Genomic DNA, 20877 nt, shown 5'->3' on the forward strand with positions numbered 1-20877 from the left:
CGTGCGGGCGCCACTGCCATGTCCGAAGTCGCCACCGAAGCGTCGCGTCGCCGCACGTTCGCCATCATTTCCCACCCTGACGCCGGCAAGACCACGCTGACCGAAAAGCTGCTGCTGTTCGGCGGCGCGATCCAGATGGCCGGCTCGGTGAAGGGCCGCAAGGCTGCCCGCCACGCCACCTCGGACTGGATGGCGCTGGAAAAGGAGCGCGGCATCTCCGTCACCTCCTCGGTGATGCAGTTCCCGTACGAAGGCAAGATCATCAACCTGCTCGACACCCCGGGCCACGCCGACTTCGGCGAGGACACCTACCGCGTGCTGACCGCGGTGGACTCGGCGCTGATGGTGATCGACGTGGCCAAGGGCGTGGAAGAGCGCACCATCAAGCTGATGGAAGTGTGCCGCCTGCGCGACACCCCGATCATGACCTTCATCAACAAGCTCGATCGCGAGGGCAAGGAACCGATCGACCTGCTGGATGAAGTTGAAAGCGTGCTCGGCATCCAGTGCGCACCGGTCACCTGGCCGATCGGCATGGGCCAGCGCCTGAAGGGCGTGGTCCACCTGATCACCGGCGAAGTGCACCTGTACGAACAGGGTCGCAACTTTACCCGTCAGGATTCGACCATCTTCCCGTCGATCGATTCGCCCGGGTTGGCCGAGAAGATCGGCGAGCGCATGCTGGCCGATCTGCGCGACGAACTGGAACTGGTGCAGGGCGCCAGCCACCCGTTCGACCTGCAGGCCTACCGGGCCGGCAAGCAGACCCCGGTATTCTTCGGTTCGGGCGTGAACAACTTCGGCGTGCAGCCGCTGCTGGACTTCTTCGTCGAGCACGCGCCGTCGCCGCAGGCACGCTCCACCACCGGCCGCGAGGTCGCCCCGCAGGAGCCGAAGCTGACCGGCTTCGTGTTCAAGATCCAGGCCAACATGGATCCGCAGCACCGTGACCGGGTGGCCTTCATGCGCGTCTGCTCGGGCCGGTTCACTGCCGGCATGAAGACCCTGCACGTGCGCACCGGCAAGGACATGAAGCTGGCCAATGCGCTGACCTTCATGGCCAGCGACCGTGAAATCGCTGCCGAGGCGTGGCCGGGCGATGTGATCGGCATCCACAACCACGGCACCATTTCCATCGGTGACACCTTCACCGAAGGCGAAGCGATCACCTTCACCGGCATCCCCAACTTCGCCCCGGAACTGTTCCGTCGCGCCCGCCTGCGCGATCCGCTCAAGCTCAAGCAGCTGCAGAAGGGCCTGGCACAATTGTCCGAGGAAGGCGCGACCCAGTTCTTCCGTCCGTTGACCAGCAACGACCTGATCCTGGGTGCGGTGGGCGTACTGCAGTTCGATGTGGCTGCCTACCGCCTGAAGGACGAATATGGCGTGGAAGCCACCTTCGAGCAGGTCAGCGTGACCACGGCGCGCTGGGTCCATTGCAGCAACGAGAAGAAGCTGGAGGAGTTCCGCGAGAAGAATGCGCTGAACCTGGCCCTCGACGCCGCCGGCCATCTGGTCTACCTGGCGCCGACCCGGGTCAACCTGCAGCTGGCGCAGGAACGCGCGCCGGATGTGCGTTTCTCGGCAACCCGGGAAGCCGCGCATACGGTCACCGGCAACTGATCGCAGCAACCATACGGTGGCGGGGGTGCACGCGCCCGCCATCGCGGCGATGATAGGGGGGTGCGGGTCCCCCTCCCTGCAGACGATGCCCATGCCATGTCCACGACTTCCGTTGTTTCGATCCGTGAAGAAATCGCCAGCGCCCTGACCCACGGGCTGGGCGCGGTGCTTGCCCTGGCCGCCAGCGCGGTATTGATCACCCTGGCCGCGATCTACGGCGATGGCTGGCAGCTGGCCAGCGCGATCGTGTTCGGCATCGCCCTGCTGCTGCTGTACACCGCCTCCACGCTGTACCACGCCATCCAGCACCCGCAGGCCAAGGGCCGCCTGAAGGTGTTCGACCATTGCGCGATCTATGTGCTGATCGCCGGCACCTATACCCCGTTCACCCTGATCGGCCTGCGCGGCCCCTGGGGCTGGGGCATGTTCACCGCGATCTGGGCGCTGGCGCTCGGCGGCGTGGTGTTCAAACTGTTCTACACCGGCCGCTTCAAGGTGTTGTCCACGGTGATCTACATCGCCATGGGCTGGCTGGTGGTGGTGGCGATCAAGCCGATGTGGGCCTCGATCGATGGCGGCACCCTGGCCTGGCTGTTCGGCGGCGGCCTGTCCTACACGCTGGGCACCTACTTCTACCACCGCGAATCCATCCCCTATTCGCATGCGATCTGGCACCTGTTCGTGATCGGCGGCAGCGTCTGCCACTTCGTCGCAGTGACCCGACAGGTGCTGTGACCCTCGATCAGCGGTAGCGCCAGGCCCTGCCTGGCAAGCAAGCGTTCGCTCTGCACGCCATGCACATGAACGCTTCGCGCCCCGTCCACCGCGACGGGGCAACCATGACAGCGTGAATGCTGCCTCTGCTCCTGCTGCTCCCAAGGCGTCGCGCTGGCGCCTGCGTCGCCCCGGCCCACGCGGGCAGCGTTGGCTCGCCGTGCTGGTGTTCCTGTTCGCGGCGATCCTGGTCCTCATCGCCCTCTGGGACTGGAACTGGTTCAAGGGCCCGGTGGAACGTGCGGTGCAGGCCCGTACCGGGCGCGCCCTGCACATCGGCAACTTGGATGTCGACCTCGGCCGCACCACCACTGTGCGCGCCGATACCCTCACCTTCGCCAATGCGCCGTGGGCGAAACAGCCGAACATGGCCAGCGCCGACCGGGTCGAGATCGACGTGCGCGTGTGGCCACTGCTGCGCGGCAACGTGCAGCTTCCCGAAGTCCGCCTGACCCGCCCTGACGTACTGCTGGAGACGGCGCCGCGCAAAGGTGACCCGGGCAACTGGAACTTCCTCGGCGACAGCAAGGGCGGCACCACGCCGCAGCTCAAGGGCCTGCGAATCGATGATGGCCGCCTGCAGTTCCTCGACGCGCTCGGCCGCACCGATATCCTGGTAAACGTGCGCAGCGGCGAACCGAAACGGGCCGACGCCGCACCACCGTTGCTGGTGGCCGGCAAAGGCCGCTGGCGGGGCAATCCCTTCATCCTGAGTGGTGGCACCGAATCGCCGCTTGAACTGACCGACAGCGGCCATCCCTTCCGCATCCACCTTGATGGCCGCGCTGGCGCGACCCATGCCATTGCCAGCGGCACCTTGACCAACCCGTTCCAGCTGCAGGTGTTCGACCTGCAGTTCGCGCTGAGCGGCAACGACCTGGCCGACCTCTATCCATTGCTGGGCATCGCCATTCCGCCCTCCCCGCCATATGCCCTGGATGGTCGCCTGAAGCGTGATCACCAGGTGTGGCGCTACGAGCGCTTCACCGGCAAAGTCGGCGACAGCGATCTGGGCGGCGATGTGCAGTTCGATGTCTCCCGGGAACGCCCACGGATGACCGCGAACCTGGTGTCGCGTCGTCTGGATTTCGATGACCTTGCCGGCTTCGTCGGTGCACCGCCGAAGACCGGTGGCGGCGAGACCGCCAATGCAGAACAGAGAGCCGAGGCTGCGCGCGTGGCCGCCAGCGCAAAGGTGCTGCCAGCCACCCCGTACAACCTGGGCAAGCTGCGTGCGATGGATGCCGACGTGCGCTGGAAGGCCCAGCGCATCAATGCGCCGAAGCTGCCGCTGGACGACATGGATGCGCATCTGCTGCTGGATGATGGTGTGCTGCGGCTGGACCCGCTGAACTTCGGCGTTGCCGGCGGCGACATCCGCAGCACGATCCGCATGGACGCACGACGCCCGCAGATCGCCACTTCGCTCAAGGCCAGCGTGCGCGGCGTGCAGCTGGGCCAGTTGTTCCCCGATGCCAAGCTGGCCGAGCAGGCCAAGGGTGGGATCAGCGGCGACATTGATCTGACCGGCAACGGCAACTCGATCGCGGCGATGCTCGGCAGCAGCAGCGGCAACGTGGCGTTGGGCATGGGCCGCGGCCATGTCGGCAACCTGCTGATGGAAGTGGCGGGGCTGGACATCACCGAGTCGCTGAAATTCCTGTTCACCGGCGACAAACAGATTCCGCTGCGCTGCGCCTTCGCCGATTTCGGCGTGCGCGAGGGCCTGATGCATACCCGGTCGATGGCAGTGGACACCACCGACACGATCATCCTCGGCGAGGGCGATGTCAGCCTGCGCGATGAAACACTGGACCTGCTGCTGAAGCCACGACCGAAGGACAGGAGCATCCTGGTACTGCGCTCGCCGCTGCGCATCGGTGGCACCTTCAAGGACCCGTCGTTCCGTCCGGACTTCAAGGCGCTGGGTATCCGTGGTGCGGTGGCGCTGACGCTGGGCAGCATCGCGCCGCCGGCGGCACTGCTGGCCACCATCGAACTGGGCCCGGGCAAGGATGCCGACTGCGGTGGGCACTACGCGAAATAGAGCGGTCGTTCGGCGCGTTTGTTGATCTTGGCTTGAGGGTGACGGGTGCGGCTGGGCAGGACCGTGAGGCGCATGGATGCGCCGACCGAGCCCCCATGGATGGGTTTACGGCGTGTCCTGCCCAGCCGCACCCGACGCCTCCCCTGCGTAACAGGAAGGCGCTGCTTTGGCTTTGGCTTTGGCAGTTGCTTGAAAAAGCGGGCCGGCGGGCCGCAGGCCCGCCAGCGACAAACTTACCCCGCCACGATGTACTGCTGCAGCTGATCCAGCTCGCGCCGCTGCGCATCGATCACCGACTTCACCAGGTCACCGATGGAAATCACCCCAAGTACCTGCCCGCCCTCGACCACCGGCAGATGGCGGATGCGGTAATCGGTCACCAGTTGCAGGCAGTGTTCTACCTGCTCACCGGGACTCACTGTCACTACTTTCGCGGTCATGATCTCCGACACCGCCGTATCGCGCGACGAACGATCGTGGAGCACGATCTTGCGTGCGTAATCACGCTCGGACAGGATCCCGACCAGTCGCGGTCCGTCCATCACCAGCACCGCACCGATGCCCTTCTGCGCCATCAGCCGGATCGCATCGATCACCGCCGCACCAGGCGCGACCGCATGCACTTCAGGGGACTTGCCGTCCAACAGTTGCCGTACCGACGTCATCTGCCTGCCCTCCCAGGGTGGGTTGCAGCTCCGAGTCTGCCACGGAAGGGGCCAACCATGCGTCAACCAGGTACAACGGCCGCTGCTTGGACTCCTCGTACAGGCGTCCCAGGTACTCGCCGATAAGCCCCAGCGCGATCAACTGCACGCCCCCCAGGAACAGGATCACCGCCATCATCGTCGGCCAGCCGGCCACCCGGTCGCCATACATCGCGGCCTTGGCGATCACCCAGATGGCAAACACGAAGGCTACGCCCGCGGTGGCCAGCCCCATGTAGGTGGCCGCCCGCAGCGGGACCGTCGAGAAGCCGGTGATGCCTTCCAGCGCGAAATTCCACAGCCGCCACAGGCTGAACTTGCTGCTGCCGGCCAAACGGGCATGCCGGTGATACGGCACCGCCACGCGGCGGAAGCCGACCCAGCTGAAGAGCCCCTTCATGAACCGGTGACGTTCGCGCATCTCGCGCAGTGCGCTCAGCGCGCGCGGCGACAGCAAACGGAAATCGCCGGTATCGGCAGGGATGGGCGTGCGCGAGAGGCGGCCGATCACCCGGTAGAACACCGATGCGGCAGCACGCTTGCTCCAGCTCTCACCGTCACGCACCAGACGGGTGCCATAGACGTTGTCGTAGCCTTCGCGCCAGCGCTCGACAAAGTGCGGCACAAGTTCCGGCGGGTCCTGGCCATCGGCGTCGAGGATCATCGCCGCGCCTTCGCGCACATGGTCCAGGCCGGCGGTCAGCGCCGCCTCCTTGCCGAAGTTGCGCGACAGCTTCAGCGCCGATACCCGCGGGTCGGCCTGGGCCAGCGATGCGATCAACGACCAGGTCGTGTCACTGCTGCCGTCATCCACGTACAGGATGTGTCCATCGATTCCGGCCAGGCCGTCCAGTACCGCGCACAATCGCGGATGCAGCTGGGGTAGAACCAGCTCTTCATTGTGCGCGGCGATGACGAAGGTAAGACGCTCACGAGTCATCGCCGGATTGTACGTGGTTGACGGGCGTGCAGCCCGCCAGTCCACCGTTCACGCCACCCGCTTCCGGCACCAGAAGCAAAGGCACCACGGACGCCGCTGCTGTCGGCGCCCTCAATCCTCGGCCAGATACCCCGCTCCACCCAGCTGCCGTGCCTGCCGCTGGATCCACGCCGCGCGCCGCTGCACGTACGGGCCTGGCTTGGCCGCGTTGTAGCGACGCGGCGCCGGCAGCACTGCCGCCAGACGTGCGCTCTCCGCAGGGCTCAGCCGCGCGGCGTCCTTGCCCCAGAATGTCTGCGCCGCCGCCTGTGCGCCGTACACGCCGTCGCCGAACTCGGCGATGTTGGCGTACATCTCCAGGATCCGCTGCTTCGGCCAGAACGCTTCGATCAGCACCGTGTACCAGACCTCCAGGCCCTTGCGGATCCAGCTGCGGCCCTGCCACAGGAACAGGTTCTTGGCCACCTGCTGGCTGATCGTGCTGGCCCCGCGCAGGCGCCCGCCGCGCGCGTTGTGGTCGCGCGCCTTTTCAATGGCCTGCAGATCGAATCCGCTGTGGTCAGGGAAGCGCTGGTCCTCCGCGGCTACCAGCGAAATGGGAAGGCTCGGCGCCATCTGGTCCAGGTCCCGCCACTGGTAGTGCAGCCGGTAGGACCAGTCGCCTTCACCCAGTGCCTCGCCGAAACGCCAGACCATCACCGTGGACAGCGGCGGATCGATGAAACGCAGCACCAGCACCTGCAGGCAGCTGAAGGCCACGAACAGCACCGGCAGCCACAGCAGCCGCTTCCAGCGCCAGCGCCGACGCGGCGCCGTTTCGGCGGCGGCCACTACCTTGTCCTGCTCTCCCCCTGCCCCCATTACTGGTGCATCCTTCTTATGCCTGGTTGTCGGCGCATTATCCGGCAACCATCCCCGTTTCCGCGCGATGTGAGCCGATGACCGCCCAATCCGATTCCCTTATCCGTTTCCTGCTCCCCGACGCCGGTGTCCGTGGCGTCCACGTGCGCCTGCAGGCCACCTGGCAGGACATCCAGTCCCACGGCGAGTATCCGGACAGTGCCACCGAACTGCTCGGCGAGGCCTGCGTGGCCTCGGCGCTGTTCACCGGCCACACCAAGGTGGACGGCCGCCTGTCGATCCAGCTGCGCAGCAACACGGCCCTGCGCACGCTGTTCGCCGAATGCACTGCCGCCGGCACCCTGCGCGGCATCGTCCAGCTGGCCGAAGGCGGTGACGCCCCCCGCGACCTGACCGACCTGGGCCAGGACTCGCTGCTGGCCATCACCATCGAGAATCCGGGCCTGGATCCGCGCGAACCGCAGCGCTACCAGAGCCTGGTCGCACTGACCGCGCCGGAACTGGATGAAGCGTTCGAGGACTACTTCCGCCAGTCCGAGCAGTTGCCGACGCGCCTGCTGCTGGCCGCCGGCCGCGACGGCGCTGCCGGCCTGCTGCTGCAGAAGCTGCCGGGCGACGAGGGCGACGACGACGGCTGGGCCCGCGCCAGCGCGCTGTTCGACACCCTGGGCAAGGCGGAGCTGCTGGCCACCCCGGCCGAGGAACTGCTGCACCGCTTGTTCCACGAGGAGAAGGCGGAGCTGGTGGGTGACAAGGCCCTGTCCTTCGCCTGCTCCTGCTCGCGTGAACGGGTCGCCTCGATGCTGTTTTCGCTGGGCGAGGAAGAGGCCCGTGCCGCTGCCGAAGATACCGGTGCGGTGGACGTACGTTGCGAATTCTGCGGACAGGAGTATCACTTTCCGTTGACGGAGTTCGGCATACTGTTCCACGGTGCCAAGGGGGCTGTACCGGCACCTGAACGTCTTCAGTAAAAACGAATGAGTCTTGTATCTGGGGAGGAACAAGGCTTGTTAAGAATTCATAAACACCCTAGGATCGAGTTCCCGCCCCAGCGGGAACTTTCACTGTCCGTCACTGTCTGAACTGGTCCGATGCGTACCTTCCTGCGTCTACCGCTGGCCCTGCTGATCGCCCTTGGCGCGATCACGGGCGTGCATGCGCAGAGCAAGGACACCCGCACCGTGATTCCGGTCTGGAACAAGGGCAGTGGCAAGGTCGAGGCGCTGCTGTACCTGGAGCCGACCGGTGAACAGGCCGTCGGCGCACGCTGGCATTTCGGCCGCAATTCGCTCGATGCAGCGTTCGGCCTGTCCTCGGGCGACTCGCTGGGCCTGCTGTGCAACAGCAGCAGCGGTTCGAGCATCAGCGGACTGGCGAGCCATTGCATGCTGGCCAGCCTGGGTGACGACGATGACGCCATCGGCTCCAACCGGCGTCTGACCGGCACCGCCGCGCTCAACCGTGGTACCGGCCGCCTGGGAATCACTGCCGGCACCGGTCGCGAGACCCTGCCCGCCTGGCTGGCGACGCCCAGCAAGACCCCCTCGCTGCGCGCCGAACAGAATGATCTGACCGTGTTCGCACAGAAGAACATCGGTCGCGAAGGCTTTGTCTCCATCGCCGGCACGTATGCCAAGGCACGCCTGGTACCGCTGGCTGACGCCTCGCCGGCCATCGTCGACCGCTGGGACAGCAAGAGCCTGAGCCTGGGCGCCGGCTACGGCAATTTCAGTGGCAGCATCATCGGTCGCGTGGTTGACGTTCCCGGCAAGCCCGGCAAATGGGAAGGCCTGGGCATCGGCCTGACCTGGCGCACCCCGTGGTCCGGCCAGCTCACCGTCGGCGCGGAAAACGTCATCAGCCGCGGCAAGAACCCGTTCTCCCCGCGCAATGAAAGCAACGATGACGGCACCGTGCCGTACGTGCGCTACGAGCAGGATCTGTAGCCGCTCATCGACTGGTAACAAGCAGTGTTCAACATCGGGCGCCCTGGGGCGCCCGAATTGTTTCCGGACACCTCTGTCAAGTGCGAAAAGCACTCATCTGTTACAAACAGATACATCACGACATGCATCAACTGAAACTTTTTTGTGCTTCGGAGGCGGGCAGACGCAGTGGCGCCCGCCCGCGCACCAGCATAACTTGTTGAAATAAAAGAAATCGAAGCGCATTCATGTGTAACCACAGCGTGAATTAACACAGCTTTAATTTTTGGCAGAGGGCCGTTACTATCGATTCAGCCTCGCGATTTTGGAGCCCTCTTTTGGACTCCGCCGCGCAGGCACTACCCCAGCCAAGATTTCTTGGAGAGAGAGAGCCAATGAATTTCCAGTCCAACAAGCTGCGTGACGCTGTCGTCGTCGCGCTGATCGCCGGTGCGGCGACGTCCGTAACAGCCCAGGCGCAGGAAGCGACCAACCTGGATCGCATTTCGGTAACCGGTTCGCGCATCAAGAGCACCGATATCGAAACCTCGCAGCCGGTCCTGAGCCTGACCCGCGCCGACATCGAGAAGCAGGGCGTGACCTCGGTCGCCGACATCCTGCAGCGCGTTGCCGCCAACGGTGCCGCACTGAACCGTACCTTCAACAATGGCGGCGACGGTACGTCCGGCATCAGCCTGCGCAACCTCGGTGCCGAACGCACCCTGGTGCTGGTCAACGGCCGTCGCTGGACCACCGGCCTGGATGGCAGCGTCGACCTCAACACGATCCCGGTTGCGATGATCGAGCGGATCGACGTCCTGAAGGACGGCGCTTCGACCATCTACGGTTCGGATGCCATCGCCGGCGTGGTGAACATCATCACCAAGCAGAACTTCGACGGCGCCGAAGCGAACTTCTACAAGGGCCAGTACAGCCAGGGCGACGGCGAGCGCGAGGCTGCCGACTTCACCATCGGCACCACCACCGACCGCGCGTCGCTGGTGCTCGGCGTGTCCTACGTGAAGGAAGGCACCGTGATGGCTGGTGATCGCAAGATCTCAGCCGGTGGCCCGCCGTTCTTCGGCGGTCAGAGCAGCACCGGTATCCCGGGCTCCTACATCCGCGATGACGAGCGCTATGTACTCATCAACGGCGTGCAGACCCCGTTCGACAGCGACGTGCATGGCTACAACACCTCGCCGGACAACTACCTGCTGACCCCGCAGGAACGCACCTCGCTGTTCGCCACCGGTTCCTACAACGTCACCGACAACATCACCTTCCGTACCGAGGCGATGTACAACGAGCGCAAGTCCGAGCAGCTGCTCGCGGCGATGCCGGTGACCGGCCGTCGCCTGAGCGCCAGCAGCATCTACAACCCGTTCGGCGAGGACCTGACCGGCGTGAATCGCCGCTTCAATGAAACCGGCGGCCGTTCGTTCAACCAGAACGTCAAGAACTGGCACTTCTACGGTGGTTTCGAGGGCTTCTTCGAATTCGCCGACCGCAACTTCGACTGGGACGTCGGCTACCGTTACGACAAGACCGACCAGAATGATCTGACCTACGGCCTGTTCAACGTCCAGCGCTTGAACGAAGCCTATGGCCCGTCGGCAATTCAGGGTGGCCAGGCTGTCTGTCTGACCGCAGCCGGCGCTGTCATTCCGGGCTGCGTGCCGATGAATCCGCTGGGCGGGCTGGGCTCGATCTCGCAGGAAGCACTGGACTACGCCTCCTTCACCGCGCATGACTCGGCCAGCCTGGTTTCCAAGAGCTACTACGCCAACATCTCCGGTGAAATCGTGCAGTTGCCGGCAGGTGCGCTGGGTTTCGCAGCAGGTTATGAAGGCCGTAAGGAAAGTGGCCAGTTCGATCCGGACGCGTTCATTGCCGCTGGCCTGAGCACCGGCAACGGCGCGGCACCGACCAAGGGCGCCTACGACCTGGACGAGTTCTTCCTGGAATTGTCGATCCCGGTGCTGGCTGACCTGCCGGGTGCCAAGCTGCTCGACTTCAGCGTGGCTTCGCGCTACTCGAAGTACAGCAACTTCGGCAACACCACCAACAACAAGTTCGGTTTCCGCTGGAAGCCGATCGATGACCTGATGGTGCGTGGTAACTACTCCGAAGGCTTCCGTGCGCCGAGCATCAACAACCTGTATCGCGGCGACGCCGATTCGTTCGAAACCTATGCCGATCCGTGCTCGGCCTCCAGCGGTCGTCGCACCGGTGCGGTGGCCGCGCAGTGCGCGGCTGAAGGCGTACCGGCGAACTTCCAGCAGCCGGGTGCCGGCAGCGGCGCCAACAAGCAGACGCCGGAAGCGTTCACCTGGAAGTCGAACCCGAATCTGAAGCCGGAAACCTCGACCAGCAAGACGCTGGGCCTGGTGTGGAGCCCGAGCTTCGTGACCGGCCTGAACGTCACCGTGGACTGGTGGCAGATCGAGGTCGAAGACGCCATCACCCGTCCGGCGATCGGCGACATCATGGATCGCTGCTACGGTGGTTCACCGCAGGAACAGGCAGCCTATTGCGGCCTGATCACCCGCGACCCGACCTACGGCACCGCGACCCAGCGCTACACCATCACCAACGTCGACATGCCGCTGCAGAACCTGTCCTCGTACAAGGTGGAAGGCTGGGATGTGGGCGTCCTGTACAAGCTGCCGGAAACCTCGTTCGGCCAGTTCACCGTCAGCTGGGACAGCACCTATCTGTCCAAGTGGGACACCAAGTCCACCGAAGATGCTCCGGTCGACGGCCGTGCCGGTCGCTACCTCGACCAGGATCCGTACTGGCGCATCCGTTCCAACCTGTACGTCGACTGGTCCTACGGTGATTTCGGCGTGAACTACGGTCTGCGCTACAAGTCGGGCATGACCGAAGAATGTCCGTTCGATCCGGTGCGCGACTCCGACCTGGTGGGCTACTGCTCCGACGGCCAGAACGGCAAGAACCACATGGCATCGACCACCTACCACGACATCCAGGTGCGCTACAACACCCCGTGGAAGGGCACGATCATGCTGGGTCTGAACAACGCATGGGACAAGCAGCCGCCGGTCTCGTACTCGACCTCGTACAACATGTTCGACCCGCAGTACGACCTGCCGGGCCGTTACATGTACATGCAGTACAAGCAGAAGTTCTGATCGATCCACTGATCAGCTGATGCAGCAACGGCCCCGAAAGGGGCCGTTGTTTTTTTGTGCGTTCGCTGCTGGCGTCAACACCAAAGAAAAAGGCCGCGGCACTGCCGCGGCCTTTCTGCATCCAGCGATGAAGAACGCCTCAGCCGTTCGGAATCAGCGTGTCGATCAGGTGTTCGACATACGCTTCGAAGTCCTCGCGCGCCTGCTTGGGCTGCTGCAGCTGCAGCGACAACTGCAGGAAGCCCACATATGCCGCGTAGGCCAGGCGTGCGCGATGGCGCGCATCGGTCGAGCTCAGGCCCGCCTGGCGGAAGGAGGCGATCAGGTAATCGAGCCGCCGCTGCGACACGCGGTCAATCACCGGCCGCACCATCGGATGGTCCAGCGCCTTCAGCAACTCGCTGTAGATGATGTGCGGCTGTACTTCGTGCGCCACCATCTGGAACAGCTGGCGCAGGCGCACGCGCGGGTCCGGCACGTCTTCCAGGCTGCCGAACACCTGTTCCTGCTCGAACAGTTCCCAGCGTTCCAGCGCGGCCTGCAGCAGCGCATCACGCGAGGGGAAGTGCCAGTAGAAACTGCCCTTGGTCACGCCAAGGCGGCGCGCCAGCGGCTCCACCGCGACGGCGCTGACACCTTGCTCGGCAATCAGATCGAGGGCCGCCTGGGCCCAGTCTTCGGCACTCAGGCGGCTGTTGCGGCCGGCACGCGGTTCGCCGGCGGAAGCGTCAGGTTGATTCATTTGCTGATTTAACCATACGCCGGGGTTCGTTGCAGTACGCGGTTGCGGCCGAAACCGTCGGCAGCCGGGCCAGAAGGGATTCCTGCAGCGCACCATACCGTGCAGTATTGACTTCCTGCAGAAGCAATCCATACTAGCGAGTATGGTTATGTCCCCTACTCCCGCTGCATTCCATGACCTGCGCCTGGAGGCTGCCCACGGCGCCTCGCTGGCTGCAACTGCCAGCACCTCCGGCCGTCGCGGACGCGTGCTGTTCGCACACGGCTTTGGCCAGACCCGCCACGCTTGGACGACCACGGCCAAAGCACTGTCGGCCGCTGGCCTGCAGACACTGGCCTACGACGCACGCGGTCATGGCGATTCCGACTGGAATGCGGCCGATCTGGCCTATCACGGCGAGCAGTTCGCCGATGACCTGATCGTGCTGGCCGGCGAGCAGCCGCGACCGCCGGTGCTGGTGGCCGCGTCCATGGGGGGCCTGTTCGGCCTGTTGGCCGAATCACGCTGGCCCGGGCTGTTCTCGGCCATGGTGCTGGTGGACATCACCCCGCGCTGGGACACCGCTGGCGTCGAACGCATCCTCGCCTTCATGACCGCGCACCCGGAAGGATTCGCCTCGCTGTCGCAGGCTGCCGATGTGATTTCGGCCTATGTGCCGCACCGCCCGCGCAAATCCGAGGATTCACTGCGCGCCCTGCTGCGCGAAGATGGCCACGGCCGCTGGCGCTGGCATTGGGACCCGCGCCTGGTGGCCGAACTGGCCCGCGACAGCGAGCAGCACCAGGATGCACTGGCCGAGGCCGCGCGCCAGGTGAAGTGCCCCCTGCTGCTGGTCAGCGGTGGCCGCAGCGATCTGGTCACCCCGCAGACGGTGGCCGAATTCCTGGCATTGGCGCCGCACGCGCGCCACGTACAGTTGCCGCAGGCCACGCACATGGTCGCCGGTGATGACAACGACGCCTTTACCGCTACTGTGTTGGACTATCTGGACGTGTTGCCCGCAGCGGATGCTGCAGCTTCGTCCGCCATAAACGAGCACGTCACCGGAGCACGCTCATGAGCCTCGTCATTCCCTTCCTCGCCCTGCTGCTGGCAGGCGCGTTCGTTGCCTACCACCGCATGCGCCTGCTGACCTGGACGCTGATCAGCGTGGCCCTGCTGGTCGCCTGCTGGTTCATTCCCTACGTCAACCAGACCGCCACGATCGTCGCTGCCGCCGTACTGGCCGTGATCGTCGTGCCGCTGCTGCTGCCGTTCATCCGCAAGCCGCTGCTGACCGGCCCGATGATGAAGGTGTTCCGCAAGGTGCTGCCGCCGCTGTCGCAGACCGAGCGCATCGCCCTGGAAACCGGCTCGGTCGGCTTCGAAGGCGAACTGTTCACCGGTGACCCGGACTGGAACATCCTGCTGAACTACCCCAAGCCGCAGCTGAGTGCTGAAGAACAGGCCTTCCTCGATGGCCCGGTCGAAGAGCTGTGCAAGATGGTCAACGACTGGGAGATCACCCACGTCCATGCCGACCTGCCGCCGGAACTGTGGAGCTTCATCAAGAAGAACAAGTTCTTCGGCATGATCATTCCGAAGGAATACGGCGGCCTGGGCTTCAGCGCGCTGGCCCACCACAAGGTGATCCAGAAGCTGGCATCAGTGTCGAGCGTGGTCAGCTCCACCGTTGGCGTACCGAACTCGTTGGGCCCGGGTGAGCTGCTCAACCATTACGGCACCCAGGAACAGAAGGACCAGTACCTGCCGCGCCTGGCCGATGGCCGCGAAGTGCCCTGCTTCGGCCTGACCGGTCCGTTCGCCGGCTCGGACGCCACCTCGATCCCCGATTACGGCATCGTCTGCAAGGGCGAGTGGAACGGCGAGCAGGTGCTCGGCGTCAAGCTCACCTTCGACAAGCGCTACATCACGCTGGCCCCGGTGGCCACGCTGATCGGCCTGGCCTTCCGCATGTACGACCCGGATGGCCTGATCGGCACCACCCGCGATATCGGCATCACCTTGGCCCTGTTGCCGCGTGACACCGCCGGTGTGGAAATCGGCCGTCGCCATTTCCCGCTCAACTCGACCTTCCAGAACGGCCCGATCCGTGGCAAGGATGTCTTCATCCCGCTGACCCAGCTGATCGGCGGCGCCGAGAAGGCCGGCAAGGGCTGGAACATGCTCAACGAGTGCCTGGCCGTAGGCCGCTCGATCACCCTGCCCTCCACCGCCAGTGGCGGTGCCAAGGCCGGCGCGGTGGTGACCGGTGCCTACGCGCGCATCCGCAAGCAGTTCGGCCTGTCGGTCGGCCGCTTCGAAGGCGTGGAAGAAGCGCTGGCCCGCATTGGTGGCAAGGCGTACAAGATCAGCGCGCTGTCGCAGGCCACCGCTGCCGCTGTGGACCGCGGTGACGTGCCGTCGGTGCCGTCGGCGATCGCCAAGTACCACTGCACCAACATGAGCCGTGAAGTGATCTCGGACGTGATGGACGTGATCGGCGGCAAGGGCATCATCCTGGGGCCGCGCAACTTCGCCGGCCGCAGCTGGCAGGCCGCACCGATCGCGATCACCGTGGAAGGGGCCAACATCATGACCCGCAGCCTGCTGATCTTCGGCCAGGGTGCGATCCTCTGCCACCCGTGGGTGCTGAAGGAAATGAAGGCCGCGCAGGATCCGGACACCCGTACCGGCCTGCAGGACTTCGACCGCAGCCTGTTCGGCCACATCCGCTACGGCATTTCGAATGCCGTGCGTTCGTTCTGGTTCGGCCTGACCGGCGCGCGCTTCGGTGCCGCCCCGGGCGATGCCTACACCCGCCGCTACTTCCGCAAGCTGGACCGCTACTCGGCCAACCTGGCGCTGATGGCCGACATCTCGATGATGACGCTGGGCGGCAAGCTGAAGTTCAAGGAATCGCTGTCCGGCCGCCTGGGCGACGTGCTGAGCCACGTCTACATGACCAGCGCCATGCTCAAGCGCTATCACGACGAAGGCGCTCCGCAGGCCGACCAGCCGCTGCTGGCCTGGGCCTTCCATGACAGCGTGCACAAGATCGAGGAGTCGCTGTCGGCGGCCCTGCGCAACTTCCCGATCCGTCCGATCGGCTGGCTGATGTGGGCACTGATCTTCCCGCTGGGCCGCCGTGCCGAGGCCCCGGGCGACCGCCTGAGCCGTCGCGTGGCTGCGCTGCTGATGGCACCGAACGAAGCCCGTGACCGCCTCGCCAGCGGCGTGTTCCTGACCCCGTGCGAGAACAACCCGGGTGGCCGCATCAACAGCTACCTGAGCAAGGCGATCATGGCCGAGCCGGTGGAGCGCAAGTTCATCAAGGCGCTCAAGACCAAGGGCATCGAAGCGCTGGATTTCGTCACGCAGTTGGACGAGGCCGTGGCCGAAGGCGTGATCACCCAGGACGAGCGCACCCTGCTCGAGGAGCTGCGCACGCTGACCCTGGAAACCATCACCGTGGACGACTTCGATCCGGAAGAGCTGCGCTCGGCGGGCTACTACAAGCGCGAACAGAAGGGCGCGCAGTCGCAGGCCGCGTGATCGCAGCCACCATGTAAACGACAACGGCGGACTTCGGTCCGCCGTTTCTTTAGGGAGACACCCGATGTCTGCTCCACTGCTTACGCTTTACCATCGCCTGCAGCGCTGGCCTGCCGGCAACTGGTTGTTCTCGCGCGCGGTGTGCTTCAAGGCACCCTACTTTGCCAGCATCGCCCCGCGCATCACTCTCCTCGAGAACGGCCGCTGCGAGGGCACGCTCGTCGACCGCCGCAAGGTGCGCAACCACATCGGCACGGTGCACGCGATCGCGATGTGCAATCTGGCCGAGCTGACCGCCGGGCTGATGGTCGATGCGTCGCTGCCGAAGGGCATGCGCTGGATCCCCAAGGGGATGCAGGTGCAATACCTGGCCAAGGCCCGCGGCACGCTGCACGCGACGGCGTTGCCGGCGCAGCCGATCGTGGTGGCGGCGGAAGGCTACGCGTTGCCGGTGACGGTGAGCGTGCGCGACCGCGCGGGCACGGAGGTATTCAGTGCGGTGATCGACATGTGGCTGTCGCCGGCGAAGTGATGTTCCCGCGAACGGCTCGGCCCCTCGTGGGTGGGTCGCTGGAAGCGGGTCATGGGTTGGGCCGGAGGGGTGGGGCCAGGCGGGGACGCCGCAAGTACGTCCCTGTAGGCTTAGCCGCGCCATCCATGGCGCGGATACCCCGCCCGGCCCCAGCCCTCCGGCCTCTGACAGTTCTCTGCGGCGTCCACCCACGCAAGAGAAAAAAGAAGAGCAAAAGCAAAAACAAAAGCGGCCCGGTGGCCGCTTTTTTCATGCGCGCAGAACCCACGAGCGCAGCGACCCGCTGTTGCTCTTGATCTTCTTTTTCTTCTCCGTGGGCTGGCCGCGCACGGAAACTGTCAGGGGTCGGGCGGGTTGGGTTCGCGGGGGTGTCCGCGGCATGGATGCCGCGGCCAAGCCTACAGGGACGTACTTGCGGCGTCCCCCGCGAACCCAACCCGCCCGACCCAACCACATGACCTGCTCCCAGCGACCAACCCACGAGGGGCTCAGCCATTGGCTGGAAACTCACGCCACCGCGCGAAGGATCAACGCCAGGATCGCCGGCACCGCCTGGATCATGAAAATGCGCCGGCTCACGCTGTACGCGCCATAGCACCCCGCCACCACCACGCACGCCAGCGAGAACGTCACCAGCACCGGCTGCGCCAGCACCAGCCCCACCACGATGCCTGCCGCCAGGAAGCCGTTGTACAAGCCCTGGTTGGCCGCCAGCACGCGCGTGGTCTCCGCCTTCTCCGGCGTATTGCGGAACGTCCTCAGACCCAGCGGGCGGGTCCACAGGAACATTTCCAGCACCAGGAAATAAACGTGCAGCAGTGCGACCAGCAGGGTCAGGGCGAGCGCGATCCAGTACATGGGCGGTTCCTTGAACAGGGATGGAGAATGGGGTCAGATCCCTTTCCCGCAGGGAAAGGGATCTGACCCCGGAAAATCAACGATCGCGCGGCAGCTTCTTTTCTTCGCGCAGCACGCCGAACGCCGCAGCGGTCATGCAGGCAGCCACCACCACGCCACCGATGAACACCACGTGCGAGCCGAACAGCGACAGCCCCTTGTGCAGCCAGGCGAAGCTCAGGTCGGCACCACGATAGACCACGGTGTCGATCGCTGCGCCGGCCTTGTAGCGCCACTGGCGGTCCACGCGGGTGTAGATGGTTTCGCGGGCCGGCTTGGCCAGGGCGAATTCGCTGGCGCGGGTCATCACCTGCACCACCGCCACCATCAGCGGCATAGGCGAGGCGGCCAGCACCGAGAAGCCGATCAGGATCGCAAAGCCCGGAATCAGCAACGCCGGTGCGATGCCATGGCGCGACAGCAGCCAACGGGTCAGTCCGAGCTGCATCAGCAATGCCAGCGCATTCACCGCCAGGTCGATGCGCGAGAAGAACGCGGTGGCAGCGCCCGCATCGGTGAACGAGGCACGCACGATGGTGGCCTGCTGGTTGTACAGCAGGGTGCCGACGCCCACGCCAAACAGCACCATGATCGCCAGCCAGCGCAGCAGGGGCTCGCGCACGATCAGCTTCAAGCCATCCAGCACGCTGCCGCCCATCGGCTTCTCGCCCGACACCAACTGTTGTTCATGCTCGCGCAGCACCGCCCAGTGCCGCAGGCGCCAGATGCACAGCAGGCAGACCATCAGGAAGCCGGCCGACACCAGCATCAGGTTGGCGATGCCCACCCGCTGCACCAGCACACTGGTGATGAACGGGCCAAGGAAGGCGCCGACCGTGCCGGCCGCACCGATATAACCGTAGTACGCCCGCGCCTGCGCATTGGAAAACACGTCGGCCATGAAGCTCCAGAACACGGCTACGGCGAACAGGTTGAAGACGCTGATCCAGAAGAAGAAGGCCATGCCGCGCCCGGGCACGTCGCTGTAGAACAGTGCGTAGAAGCCCAACAGGCTGACGATGAAGAAGCCATACACCGCCGGCAGGAACACCCGCCGCGGGAAGCGGCTGACCAGCCAGCCATAGACCGGCTGCAGCACCAGCATGATCACGAACACGCAGGAAAACAGGAACTGCAGGACGAAGTCCTTCAGCGCGATGCCATGGCTGGCGAACCAGGCGATCAGCATCGGTGGGAACACCGTCTCCAGGTCGGCCGAGGCGGCCATCGCCTCGCGTACCGGGCGCAGCACGTAGTAACCGCTGAGCAGGCAGAAGAAGTACAGGAACGACCACCAGAGCGCCGGTGACTCGCGCAGCGCTGCGACCAGCTTCTTCAGCGGACCGCCTGTCCCGGCCGCGCTCACGCGGCTCCCCTCGCCAGCGAACGGCGGTTGGACAGCGGCATGGCAGGCTCCGGGGGCAGTGAAGCGCGTACGTTATCCAATGCACTGCAACATCGCCAGCGCGGGCTGCACCGATGGCTGCAACGAAGTGTCACGGCATCCCACGCACGACACCTTCTGATACCCGCTTTTGCGGCGTCAAAAATCCAACTTTTTCAACAAGATGCGCATTCATCTTCGCTTTGTTTGTGCACAGGCGAAAAGCGGCGCTAGAATCATCCCCAGCAGTCGCGCACGGGTTCCAACCGATGAAAAAGAACAGCCTGCGTCGTCCGATCCGTTCGGCGGCCACCGGTTTGCTGGGCATGTTGATGCCCCTTGCCTTGTCCACCACCGCGCAGACCCCGCCGGCCCTGCCGCCGATGCCGACCAACATCGAGACCGCTGCCGGTGGCGCCATTGCCCACACCCAGCCAGCGGCCTACCGCACCGGCCTGGTGCCGCAGGTGCAGTTGCCGGCCGCCGGCTTCAACGTCGCCAACATCGAATCGATGGCGCAGCAGCTCACCTATGGCGAGCGCGTGCCGGGCATGGCGGTGGCCATCGTGCAGGGCGGCCGCGTGCTCAGCGCGCGCGGCTACGGCGTCACCGACGTCAACAACCCGTTGCCAGTCGACGCCCACACCGTGTTCCGCCTGGCGTCGCTGTCCAAGGCCTTCGCCGGCACCATGGCTGGCCTGCTGGTCAACGATGGCACCCTGCGCTGGGACAGCAAGGTCACCGACTATGTGCCGGGCTTCCGCCTGAACTCGCCGGAGGCCACCGACCGCCTGACCGTGGCCGATGTACTCAGCCATCGCGTCGGCCTGCCGTACAACGCCTACGACCGCGACATCGAAGGCAATGCCGAGTACTACGCGCTGACCCAGAAGCTGGCCAACACCGGCCTGAAGTGCCTGCCGGGCGACTGCTACGCCTACCAGAACGTGGCCTTCAGCCTGATCGGCGACGTCGTGTATGCCGCCTCCGGCAGCTTCTACGAGCAGTCGGTCGAACGCCGCATCTTCAAGCCGCTGGGCATGAACGATGCCAGCCTCGGCCTGGCCGGCATCCAGGCCAGCTCGCGTTGGGCACGCCCGCACGTGCGCAGCCGCAACGGCTGGGTATCGCTGACGCCGAAGCCGACCTATTACCGCGTTGCCCCGGCTGCCGGCGTCAACGCCAGTGCCAGTGACATGGCGCAGTGGCTGCTGGCCCATACCGGCCACCGTCCGGACGTGCTGCCGGCGCCGCTGCTGGCCACCCTGCACTCCAGCCTGATCAACACGCCGGGCGAGATGCGCTCGGGCTGGCGCCGCGAACGCCTGCACTCGGCCGGCTACGCGCTCGGCTGGCGCACCTTCGACTACGCCGGTCACGATGTCGTGTTCCATGCCGGCGCCGTGCAGGGTTACCGGGGCCTGGTGGCATTGGTGCCCGAGCGCGACCTCGGCATCGCCATCATGTGGAACGGTGAAAGCGGCCTGCCCAGCGGCCTGCTGCCGACCGTGCTCGACGCCGCCCTCGGCCTGCCGTCGCAGCGTTGGCTGGACGTGGACACCGACTTCGGCAGCGACAACCTGATGGCCGAGGGCGCCGCCCCGGCACAGCAGGACAAGCGCAAGGGCAAGGGCGCCTCGGGCAACCGCGCGGTGGCCTCGCCGCGCTGAGCCGGCGAGCTCGACCGTAAGCAGAAGGGCGGCCCTCGGGTCGCCCTTTTTTTGTTGTTGCAAAGCCGAGCCCATGCTCGGCTGATTCAAGC

General features: G+C 65.4%; 17 protein-coding genes. 10 read left to right on the forward strand and 7 right to left on the reverse strand.

The features are described from left to right. Window positions 1-18: 18 nt before the first annotated feature. The 3 genes from CR156_RS13900 (at window position 19) to CR156_RS13910 (ending at window position 4444) form a co-directional block, all read left to right on the forward strand. The gene (locus CR156_RS13900; RefSeq protein WP_089236493.1) at window positions 19-1623 is read left to right on the forward strand and encodes a peptide chain release factor 3; all 1605 of its coding nucleotides are present in this window, start codon (window positions 19-21) and stop codon (window positions 1621-1623) included. Between the two features lie 96 nt (window positions 1624-1719). After that, window positions 1720-2358 carry a PAQR family membrane homeostasis protein TrhA gene (trhA, locus tag CR156_RS13905; RefSeq protein ID WP_100553258.1) on the forward strand — a complete coding sequence of 213 codons (639 nt, stop codon included), beginning with the start codon at window positions 1720-1722 and terminating at the stop codon, window positions 2356-2358. Window positions 2359-2470: 112 nt separating this feature from the next. Next, window positions 2471-4444, forward strand: coding sequence for an AsmA family protein (locus CR156_RS13910; protein WP_100553259.1), 1974 nt, complete (start codon window positions 2471-2473; stop codon window positions 4442-4444). Between the two features lie 233 nt (window positions 4445-4677). Here the strand turns inward: CR156_RS13910 and CR156_RS13915 are convergent, their stop codons facing one another. The 3 genes from CR156_RS13915 to mtgA all read right to left on the reverse strand — a co-directional run bounded on the left by CR156_RS13915 (window position 4678) and on the right by mtgA (window position 6949). Then, window positions 4678-5109: a CBS domain-containing protein gene (locus tag CR156_RS13915; RefSeq protein WP_025877817.1), complete on the reverse strand. Its 432-nt coding sequence runs from the start codon at window positions 5107-5109 to the stop codon at window positions 4678-4680. Next, window positions 5069-6088 carry a glycosyltransferase family 2 protein gene (locus CR156_RS13920; RefSeq protein ID WP_100553260.1) on the reverse strand — a complete coding sequence of 340 codons (1020 nt, stop codon included), beginning with the start codon at window positions 6086-6088 and terminating at the stop codon, window positions 5069-5071. Before CR156_RS13920 ends, CR156_RS13915 begins: the two co-directional genes overlap by 41 nt. A 111-nt stretch (window positions 6089-6199) precedes the next feature. Then, a complete protein-coding gene (gene mtgA, locus CR156_RS13925; RefSeq protein WP_100553261.1) occupies window positions 6200-6949 on the reverse strand; it encodes a monofunctional biosynthetic peptidoglycan transglycosylase in 750 nt (249 codons plus the stop codon). Between the two features lie 77 nt (window positions 6950-7026). Between mtgA and hslO the strand changes: the two genes are divergently transcribed. The 3 genes from hslO to CR156_RS13940 all read left to right on the forward strand — a co-directional run bounded on the left by hslO (window position 7027) and on the right by CR156_RS13940 (window position 12026). Beyond that, on the forward strand, window positions 7027-7920 hold the full coding sequence (gene hslO, locus CR156_RS13930) for an Hsp33 family molecular chaperone HslO (RefSeq protein ID WP_100553262.1): 894 nt from the start codon (window positions 7027-7029) through the stop codon (window positions 7918-7920). A 120-nt stretch (window positions 7921-8040) separates the two neighbouring features. After that, a complete protein-coding gene (locus CR156_RS13935; RefSeq protein ID WP_032952038.1) occupies window positions 8041-8895 on the forward strand; it encodes an XOO1806 family protein in 855 nt (284 codons plus the stop codon). 374 nt (window positions 8896-9269) lie between these two features. Beyond that, window positions 9270-12026, forward strand: coding sequence for a TonB-dependent receptor plug domain-containing protein (locus CR156_RS13940; RefSeq protein WP_033831778.1), 2757 nt, complete (start codon window positions 9270-9272; stop codon window positions 12024-12026). 139 nt (window positions 12027-12165) lie between these two features. Here the strand turns inward: CR156_RS13940 and CR156_RS13945 are convergent, their stop codons facing one another. Further along, on the reverse strand, window positions 12166-12768 hold the full coding sequence (locus CR156_RS13945; protein ID WP_025877807.1) for a TetR/AcrR family transcriptional regulator: 603 nt from the start codon (window positions 12766-12768) through the stop codon (window positions 12166-12168). A 142-nt stretch (window positions 12769-12910) separates the two neighbouring features. Here CR156_RS13945 and CR156_RS13950 point away from each other — a divergent pair, with 142 nt between their 5' ends. From CR156_RS13950 to CR156_RS13960, 3 genes are all read left to right on the forward strand, one after another. Then, window positions 12911-13828: an alpha/beta fold hydrolase gene (locus tag CR156_RS13950; RefSeq protein WP_033831779.1), complete on the forward strand. Its 918-nt coding sequence runs from the start codon at window positions 12911-12913 to the stop codon at window positions 13826-13828. Further along, window positions 13825-16302, forward strand: coding sequence for an acyl-CoA dehydrogenase (locus tag CR156_RS13955; protein ID WP_100553263.1), 2478 nt, complete (start codon window positions 13825-13827; stop codon window positions 16300-16302). The genes CR156_RS13950 and CR156_RS13955 overlap by 4 nt, the downstream gene beginning before the upstream one ends. Window positions 16303-16366: 64 nt before the next feature. Continuing rightward, window positions 16367-16834, forward strand: coding sequence for a hotdog fold domain-containing protein (locus CR156_RS13960; protein ID WP_100553264.1), 468 nt, complete (start codon window positions 16367-16369; stop codon window positions 16832-16834). 507 nt (window positions 16835-17341) lie between these two features. On the opposite strand, the gene CR156_RS13965 is transcribed toward CR156_RS13960, so the two are convergent. From CR156_RS13965 to CR156_RS22980, 3 genes are all read right to left on the reverse strand, one after another. After that, on the reverse strand, window positions 17342-17692 hold the full coding sequence (locus tag CR156_RS13965) for a DUF1304 domain-containing protein (RefSeq protein ID WP_100553265.1): 351 nt from the start codon (window positions 17690-17692) through the stop codon (window positions 17342-17344). A gap of 76 nt (window positions 17693-17768) precedes the next feature. Next, window positions 17769-19097 (reverse strand): NTP/NDP exchange transporter, encoded by a 1329-nt coding sequence (locus tag CR156_RS13970; RefSeq protein ID WP_100553266.1) that lies wholly within the window; start codon window positions 19095-19097, stop codon window positions 17769-17771. Window positions 19098-19227: 130 nt separating this feature from the next. Next, complete coding sequence (locus CR156_RS22980) at window positions 19228-19443, reverse strand: hypothetical protein (protein ID WP_165780957.1); 216 nt, start codon at window positions 19441-19443, stop codon at window positions 19228-19230. On the opposite strand from CR156_RS22980, the gene CR156_RS13975 reads away from it, so the two are divergent. Next, window positions 19385-20785: a serine hydrolase domain-containing protein gene (locus CR156_RS13975; RefSeq protein WP_089236505.1), complete on the forward strand. Its 1401-nt coding sequence runs from the start codon at window positions 19385-19387 to the stop codon at window positions 20783-20785. The genes CR156_RS22980 and CR156_RS13975 overlap by 59 nt on opposite strands. Window positions 20786-20877: the final 92 nt, after the last annotated feature.

The sequence above is a fragment of the Stenotrophomonas lactitubi genome (genome assembly GCF_002803515.1).
Taxonomy (GTDB): Bacteria; Pseudomonadota; Gammaproteobacteria; order Xanthomonadales; family Xanthomonadaceae; genus Stenotrophomonas; species Stenotrophomonas lactitubi.

Bases quoted from the DNA above. Each gene is read 5' to 3' on its own strand.
- CR156_RS13915 (WP_025877817.1), bottom strand. From the start codon at position 5,109: ATGACGTCGGTACGGCAACTGTTGGACGGCAAGTCCCCTGAAGTGCAT.
- CR156_RS13955 (WP_100553263.1), top strand. From the start codon at position 13,825: ATGAGCCTCGTCATTCCCTTCCTCGCCCTGCTGCTGGCAGGCGCGTTC.
- mtgA (WP_100553261.1), bottom strand. From the start codon at position 6,949: ATGGGGGCAGGGGGAGAGCAGGACAAGGTAGTGGCCGCCGCCGAAACG.
- trhA (WP_100553258.1), top strand. From the start codon at position 1,720: ATGTCCACGACTTCCGTTGTTTCGATCCGTGAAGAAATCGCCAGCGCC.
- CR156_RS13975 (WP_089236505.1), top strand. From the start codon at position 19,385: ATGAAAAAGAACAGCCTGCGTCGTCCGATCCGTTCGGCGGCCACCGGT.
- CR156_RS13935 (WP_032952038.1), top strand. From the start codon at position 8,041: ATGCGTACCTTCCTGCGTCTACCGCTGGCCCTGCTGATCGCCCTTGGC.
- CR156_RS13945 (WP_025877807.1), bottom strand. From the start codon at position 12,768: ATGAATCAACCTGACGCTTCCGCCGGCGAACCGCGTGCCGGCCGCAAC.
- CR156_RS13950 (WP_033831779.1), top strand. From the start codon at position 12,911: ATGGTTATGTCCCCTACTCCCGCTGCATTCCATGACCTGCGCCTGGAG.
- CR156_RS13940 (WP_033831778.1), top strand. From the start codon at position 9,270: ATGAATTTCCAGTCCAACAAGCTGCGTGACGCTGTCGTCGTCGCGCTG.
- CR156_RS13960 (WP_100553264.1), top strand. From the start codon at position 16,367: ATGTCTGCTCCACTGCTTACGCTTTACCATCGCCTGCAGCGCTGGCCT.
- CR156_RS13965 (WP_100553265.1), bottom strand. From the start codon at position 17,692: ATGTACTGGATCGCGCTCGCCCTGACCCTGCTGGTCGCACTGCTGCAC.
- CR156_RS22980 (WP_165780957.1), bottom strand. From the start codon at position 19,443: ATGCCCAGCAAACCGGTGGCCGCCGAACGGATCGGACGACGCAGGCTG.
- CR156_RS13920 (WP_100553260.1), bottom strand. From the start codon at position 6,088: ATGACTCGTGAGCGTCTTACCTTCGTCATCGCCGCGCACAATGAAGAG.
- hslO (WP_100553262.1), top strand. From the start codon at position 7,027: ATGACCGCCCAATCCGATTCCCTTATCCGTTTCCTGCTCCCCGACGCC.
- CR156_RS13900 (WP_089236493.1), top strand. From the start codon at position 19: ATGTCCGAAGTCGCCACCGAAGCGTCGCGTCGCCGCACGTTCGCCATC.